Here is a 6,344-nt window from a genome sequence, read left to right as displayed (position 1 = left end):
GTACGGGTGGGGGACCGTACGGCCTCGGGAGCTGGGGGCGACGCTGGCGTGGCCGGGCTCCTGGCGGATAGCGCGGCGGCATTGGCGGTACGGGGCGGGGGAGCTTCGGCGGTCGGTGTCGAAGAAGGCGTTCACCGGAGCGGTGCGGCGGCTGCTGCCCGGGGTCTCGGAGGGGGACCTGGTGCCAGCCGCGGCCGGGGTGCGGGCGCAGGCTGTGCTCCGGGACGGCACGCTGGTGGACGACTTCCTGATCAGGGAGGGAGCCCGGGCGGTGCACGTGCTGAACGCGCCTTCGCCCGCCGCCACGGCTTCACTGCCGATCGGGCGGGAGGTGGGGAGGCGGGCGTTGACGGTGCTGGCCGGGGCGTGACGGGCCCTGCTTGCGCGGTGGCTCGGGACGGTCCTTGCTCGCGCGGTGCCCCGTGCCCCGTGCCCGGTGGCCGGTGCCCGGTGGCTTGGGGCGACGGCCCTGCGGGGAGTCGTAAAATTGGGGCACTGTGTCTGACTCCGTCGAATCTCCCGAGCCCCGCACCCCCGGTGCCTCCCTTCGGCATGCCCGGGCCAAGGGGGAGCCTCGGTTTCCCGACGGGCCCAAGGCGGATCCCGCCGGGTCGCACTTCGAGCGGCGGATCCGGAGTTTCCAGCCCCGGCGGAGCCGGGTCACGGCCGGGCAGGCCGACGCCCTGCAGCGGCTGTGGCCCAAGTGGGGGCTCGACATCGACGGGCGGGCGCTGGATCTCGTCGAGCTGTTCGGCGACGACCGGCCCGTCGTGCTGGAGATCGGCTTCGGGATGGGCGAGGCGACCGCGCGGATGGCCGCCGCCGACCCGGAGACCAATGTCCTCGCCGTGGACGTGCACACACCGGGCCAGGGCAACCTGCTGAACCTCGCGGACCAGGCCGGTCTGTCGAACGTCCGGGTCGCCAACGGCGACGCGATCATCCTGCTGCGGGAGATGCTCCCGCCCGGCTCGCTGGACGGACTGCGGGTCTACTTCCCCGACCCCTGGCCCAAGAAGCGCCACCACAAGCGGCGGCTCATCCAACCGGAATTCCTCACGCTCGTCGCGTCCCGGCTCAGGCCGGGGGCCATCGTGCACTGCGCGACGGACTGGGAGCCGTACGCCGAGCAGATGCTCGAAGTGCTCACCGCCCACCCCGAGTTCGAGAACACCCGGGCCGACGGCGGGTTCGCGCCACGTCCCGGCTTCCGGCCGCTGACCCGTTTCGAGGGGCAGGGACTGGACAAGGGTCATGTGGTGAACGATCTGCTCTTCCGCCGCGTACAGCAGCGTGAGCAGGAGCGGAACCCGAAGCGGAAGCAGGAGCAGAAGCAGAAGCCGCAGTCCGAACTGCCCCCCACAGGCGCCTGACGACTTGCCTTCACCGCCCGGCGGGGCGTACCACGCGCCGTCGCGGGCGGTGCCCGTCCCTCGTTAGGGTCAATGCAATGGCCACCAGTTCCCCCTACCCGACGCAACCCGGCGGTCCCACCGATGGGTATGTCTTCAGGCCCACCCGCTGGTGGCAGCGGAAGAGCGTCAGATACGGGGCGCTGATAGGACTGCTCGCGGTCTCCGGGCTCGTCATCCTCGCGCTCGTCCGCGAACAGACCGGCACGGAGGGGTTCCTCGTCGGGCTGGGGCTCGCGGTGCTCCCCGTGCCACTGCTGATGACGGCGTTCCGGTGGCTGGACCGGGTGGAGCCCGGACCCTGGCGGAACCTGGTGTTCGCGTTCGCCTGGGGGGCGTGTGCGGCGGCGCTGATCGCCATCGTGGCGAACAGCTTCGCGACACGGTGGATAGCGACGGCCACGGCCGACCCCTCGCACGCCGACACCGTGGGGGCCACCGTCATAGCCCCCGTGGTCGAGGAGACCGCCAAGGCCGCCGCCGTCCTACTCGTCTTCCTGTTCAGGAGACGGGACTTCACCGGGGTCGTGGACGGGGTGGTGATCGCCGGTTTCACCGCGACGGGATTCGCGTTCACCGAGAACATCCTGTACCTGGGGACCGCGTTCGGGACGGACCAGCTCAGCGGGGGGAGCGGCCTCGCGTCGGTCACCGCGGCCACGTTCTTCGTGCGGGTGATCATGTCGCCGTTCGCGCATCCCCTGTTCACCGTACTGACGGGGATCGGGTTCGGGGTGGCGGCGTTCGCCGCGGAGTGGCAGCGGGGGCGGCGGGTGCTCGTACCGGTGGGCGGACTGCTGCTCGCCATGGGGATGCACTCGGTCTGGAACGGGTCGGCGACGTTCGGGGAGTACGGGTTCTTCGCGGTGTACGCGGGGTTCATGGTGCCGGCGTTCGGGTTGCTGACGTGGTGGGTGATCTGGGCTCGGCAGCGGGAGTTGCGGATCGTGCGGGAGGCGTTGCCGGCGTATGCGGCCGCGGGGTGGCTGACGCCGGTCGAGCCGTCTGTGCTGGGGTCGATGCGGGCCCGGCGGGTGGCGCGGGAGTATGCGGCGCACCACTTCGGGAAGGCGGGGGCCCGGTCGATCGCGGAGTACGAGGTGTACGCGACGAAGCTGGCCTTCCATCGGTACCGGGGGTTGCGGGGACGGGCGGGGGGTGACTTCGCGCTGCGGGAGCGGGAGTTGCTGTTCGAGCTGTGGCGGAGGCGCGAGTTGGCTCGGCCGGCCATGGGCTACGCGGGGCGCGAGGTCAGGGCGACGTACAGGTCCGGATACGGGCACGGATACGGGCACGGGTACGGGTCCGGGTCCGGGTCCGGGTCCGGCGTGTTTGGGGGGCACGGGTCTGCGTACTCGCAGGCTGTGGGGTACGGGGGCGCGGCGTATCCCGTGAACAACCCCTATCGGTACTAGCGCTCGCGCGCCGTCGTTCGGGGCACCCTCTAGCGCGGTGCGATGGCTGTGAGCCAGTCCTCGACCGTCAGGACTTCGGCCCACTGCGGGAACAGCTTCTCGGTGAGCATCGTGTGGACCTCTGGGTCGAGGTCGAGGCAGGCGTCCGCCAGGACCGTGAGGCCGAAGTCCAGGTCGACGGCGTGCCACAGGGTGGACAGCACCACGGCGCTGGTGGCGATGCCCGTGAGGACGAGGCTGTCGATGTCGCGGGCCCTGAGCACCAGGTCGAGGTCGCTGCCCGAGAACGCGCTCCCCCGTCTCTTGGTGACCACGACCTCCCCCTCGCGGGGCGCGACATCGTCATGGATCTCGGTGCCGGGCTCGCCCTCGGTGAACAGGCCGGTCCGCACGACGTTCGCCATCACCTTGTTGCGCGGGCTGATCTCCGGAGCGCCCGGCCGTAGCCCCATCACGACGTAGATCACGGGGATCTCGGCCACCCGGGCTCCGTCGATCGCCCTGCGCAGGCGCGGCAGATATCCGGAACCGTCGTCCGCGATGGCCACGACGTCCCGTTGGACGTCCATCACGAGAAGTGCGCTCTTCGCCATGTCTGCCTGCCGTCCCTTCTGCAGGGGAGTTCTCCGGAAGCCCTGGGAGGTCTCCGAGGCCCAGGGGGCGCGGGGGCCGGGGGACCCAAGGACCCCAGGACCCAGGAACCCAGGGGCCCGGCGGAAGTCCAGCGCAGTCCCGGTCCCGGGGAACAAGGACGAACGCCGCGCAGGCCCATGGGCGTACGCGGCGTCGTTGCTTCCGGGGCGGGTGCCGGTGGTTACGGGTTGAGGCCCTTGCTGCGGAGCCAGGCCGCCGGGTCGATGCCGCTGCTGGCGCCGCCGGGGTGGACCTCCATGTGGAGGTGGGCGCCCGTGACGTTGCCGGTGGCGCCGACGCGGCCGATGACGTCGCCGGTGGCGACCTTCTGGCCGACGCTGACGCCGATGGAGGACTGGTGGGCGTACCAGATCTCGGTGCCGTCATCGAGGGTGAGGACGGTCTTGTAGCCGTAGGAACCCTCGTAGCCGGCCTGCGTGATGGTGCCGCTGTGGACGGCCTTGATGAGCGTGCCGGTGGGGGCCGCGAAGTCGAGGCCGGTGTGGTAGCCGGAGGACCAGTACGGGCCGGCCTGACCGAAGGTGGAGGTGAGGGTGTACGAGGAGGTGGGGAGGGCGAACTGCTTGGCCAGGGCGGCCAGGCGCTCGGCTTCCTTCTTCTCCGCGGCCTCCTCCTCCGCCTTCTTCTTGGCGGCGGCCTCCTTGGCCTCGGCTTCCCTCTTCTCCTTGGCGGCCTGCTCGGCGGCCTTGTCCGCGGCGGCGGTCTGCGCGGCCTCGGCGGCGGCCTTGTCGAAGGCGTCCTGCTGGGACTCGGCCTGCGCCATGATGCGGGCGCGCAGCGCCTCGCCGGCGTCCGCGGTGCCCTGTTCGGTCTCGGCGGCGGTCAGACCGGCGCTGCTGAGCGGGGTCCTGGAGGCCTCGGGCTCCGGCTCGTCGGCCTCGTCCTCGAAGACCGAGCCGACGTTCGGCATGTCGGGCATCGATATGGAGACCGGGGCCTTGCCGGACTGCGCGCTGGCCATCCCGGCCCCGCTGACGGCGGCTATGACACCGACGCCGAGCACCGTGGAGCTACGGGCCAGTCCGTTACGGGCGAGTACGCCGGTCTTCTTGGCGACGCGGTGCCGACCGCGAGCGGGGCGAAGGGTCTCCTCGTTCGGATTCCACTCCTGCCAGGGGCCCTCGTTGTCGCTGTTGTAGCTGCCGTAGCCGAACGTCTGGCTCTCGCCGTCACGTTGGGCCGGCACGAACGGGGCTTCGGTCGCAGACCGGTTCGACGCCACGTGGGCGTACTCCTTCCTTCCTTCTCGCCTACCGGGTTAGCTGACGGGTTCGGAGCAGGAAGGTCTCCTACGCGCGTAAACCGGTCGTGCGTACTGCCACGGCGGTTTCCGTGCGATTCACCCCAGGGTGGTGGTTCCCCGGTTCCCTTGCGGGATTCGGCGCGTGAGCACGGAGCCGTCTCTTGTGACGGCTGGGACGACCGCGCTGCGTTATCGAACGTTAATAGACGCGTGTACTTCATTCCAAGCTGTTCTGCATGATCGTTCCGGTCTGCGCGCTGGACTTTACGGGGCATGAGGGGCCGAAAACGGGCGAGTTGACCTTGACTCGCGAGTAACAGTTGCCCTGACGTGGCGTCAGTTCCTCTACGGAGAACGGTGGGGCGGACACGCTCGGTGACATCTCCACGGCAGGGCCGCCGGACTGCCACATTTCAGGGGCGGCGGACCGCGAGGAGGGCCATGTCGTCCGTGGTGCGGTCGCCCGTGTGCAGGCGCACCTCCTCCGCGAGGGTCGTCAACAGGGCGCCCGGGGCGGTGAAGGTACGTCCCGAGAGGCGCGCGGCCGGGTCGTAGAAGACACCGTGGGCGTTCCGCGCCTCGGAGAGGCCGTCGGTGTAGAAGAGCAGCATGGCGCCGGGCGGGAACCCCGTCTCCTCGGCGCGGTCGGGCCAGCTGCCCAGGTCGTCCATGCCGAGCGGCAGGGCGGGCTGCGGGGCGTCCAGGGTGCACAGCGTGCCGTCGGCGTGCAGCAGCAGGGGCGAGGGGTGGCCCCGGTTGACGATCCGGGCGCGGCCCGCGCCGTGCGGGAACTCCGCGAGCACGGCCGTCACGAACCCCTCGAACTCCACCGCCGCGTCCCGCCGCGCCGCCTCCCGCCGTGTCCCTTCCCGGGCCAGCGCCCGTTCCAGCCGCTGGGCCACCGCTTCGAGCGTCGCCTCCTGCTCGGCCGCCTCCCGGAACGCACCGATCAGCACCGCCACCGCCGACACCGCCCCCAGCCCCTTGCCGCGCACGTCGCCGACGATCAGCCGGACGCCGTGGGGCGAGTCCTGCACCGCGTACAGATCGCCGCCGATCGACGCCCCGGCCTGCGCGGCCTCGTACCGCGCGGCGATCTCCAGCCCGCCGATCCGCTCCTGCGGCACCGGCAGTACCGCCCGCTGCGCCGCCTCGGCGATCTCCCGGGCGGTGGCGAGCCGGGCGTCACTGCGGCGGACGAGGCGGTTGATCAGTACGGCCAGTACGGCGACGGTGGCCACCGTGGCGATCTCGGTGATCGCGTCCTCATGACCCGCGTCGTCGTAGTAGAGGCGCACGGCGGTGATGCCGGCCCCGGACGCGACGCCGACGATCACCGTGCCGGGCAGCGAGAAGAGCGGGGCCGCCACCAGGGGCGCGGCGGTGAAGAAGGGGACCGCGGTGAACTCGCGCGGGGTGAAGTGGTCGTAGAAGAGGCCGACGGCGATCAGCAGCACGGGAAGGGCGCGGGCGAGCGTGCGGGCGTACGAGAACCGCCGCCCACCCGGCTCCCGCATGACCTCCGCACCCTCTCGCTGCCCCACGGGTACAGGGTTTCCGGGGGTGGGCGGCGGGGCGAGCCGACGGGGCCGAGTGGGCTAGACGAGGAGGTGCGGAGGG

The 6,344-nt window shown here is 71.5% G+C and carries 5 protein-coding genes, 1 pseudogene and 1 riboswitch; of the genes and pseudogenes, 3 read left to right on the top strand and 3 right to left on the bottom strand.

What is annotated here, in order from left to right; all coding sequences use genetic code 11:
* The 3 genes and pseudogenes from P1P70_RS38270 to P1P70_RS38260 all read left to right on the top strand — a co-directional run.
* Nucleotides 1-370, top strand: a pseudogene (locus P1P70_RS38270) (L-2-hydroxyglutarate oxidase); the annotation flags it as partial.
* A gap of 127 nt (nt 371-497) precedes the next feature.
* Complete coding sequence (trmB, locus tag P1P70_RS38265) at nt 498-1,373, top strand: tRNA (guanosine(46)-N7)-methyltransferase TrmB (RefSeq protein WP_319245993.1); 876 nt, start codon at nt 498-500, stop codon at nt 1,371-1,373.
* A gap of 77 nt (nt 1,374-1,450) precedes the next feature.
* Nucleotides 1,451-2,827 carry a PrsW family intramembrane metalloprotease gene (locus P1P70_RS38260; protein ID WP_319245991.1) on the top strand — a complete coding sequence of 459 codons (1,377 nt, stop codon included), beginning with the start codon at nt 1,451-1,453 and terminating at the stop codon, nt 2,825-2,827.
* Between the two features lie 29 nt (nt 2,828-2,856).
* On the opposite strand, the gene P1P70_RS38255 is transcribed toward P1P70_RS38260, so the two are convergent.
* From P1P70_RS38255 to P1P70_RS38245, 3 genes are all read right to left on the bottom strand, one after another.
* A complete protein-coding gene (locus P1P70_RS38255; RefSeq protein WP_319245989.1) occupies nt 2,857-3,420 on the bottom strand; it encodes a cysteine hydrolase in 564 nt (187 codons plus the stop codon).
* Between the two features lie 221 nt (nt 3,421-3,641).
* On the bottom strand, nt 3,642-4,703 hold the full coding sequence (locus P1P70_RS38250) for a M23 family metallopeptidase (RefSeq protein WP_319245987.1): 1,062 nt from the start codon (nt 4,701-4,703) through the stop codon (nt 3,642-3,644).
* 10 nt (nt 4,704-4,713) lie between these two features.
* Nucleotides 4,714-4,875: riboswitch (cyclic di-AMP (ydaO/yuaA leader) on the bottom strand.
* A 262-nt stretch (nt 4,876-5,137) separates the two neighbouring features.
* Nucleotides 5,138-6,241, bottom strand: coding sequence for a PP2C family protein-serine/threonine phosphatase (locus tag P1P70_RS38245; RefSeq protein ID WP_319245994.1), 1,104 nt, complete (start codon nt 6,239-6,241; stop codon nt 5,138-5,140).
* Nucleotides 6,242-6,344: the final 103 nt, after the last annotated feature.

Origin of the sequence: Streptomyces sp. MB09-02B (assembly GCF_033794485.1) — a bacterium.
In the GTDB taxonomy this organism is placed as follows: domain Bacteria; phylum Actinomycetota; class Actinomycetes; order Streptomycetales; family Streptomycetaceae; genus Streptomyces.
The sequence above is the reverse complement of the archived record's forward strand: the minus strand, read 5'-3'. Positions and strand labels throughout refer to the sequence as shown.